General features: G+C 42.6%; 1 protein-coding gene. It reads left to right on the top strand.

The genetic code is table 11. From position 1 onward, the window contains the following. A partial coding sequence (locus tag SB717_RS38040; RefSeq protein WP_410908356.1) for a nucleoside hydrolase-like domain-containing protein occupies positions 1-251 on the top strand: 251 nt, incomplete at both ends.

Consider the following 251-nt stretch of genomic DNA (forward strand, 5'->3'; position numbering starts at 1 on the left):
GTAAGTTCCAACGAGTTTGATATTGAAGGATTGATCGTTGCCACAGGTTGCTGGAGAAAAACGCAAAGCAATACTAAAATGTTGGATACGCTTGTGGAGGCCTACGCAGCGGCATATCCCAATCTAAATGTTCATGCAGATGGGTACCCCACTCCAAAATACCTAAAATCAATTTCTGTTATGGGGCAAACAGGTTATGGTATGGATGACGTGGGAACGGGAAAAGACAGTTCTGGTTCGGAATTAATTAT

The organism is Priestia sp. SIMBA_032, assembly GCF_046535215.1.
In the GTDB taxonomy this organism is placed as follows: domain Bacteria; phylum Bacillota; class Bacilli; order Bacillales; family Bacillaceae_H; genus Priestia; species Priestia aryabhattai.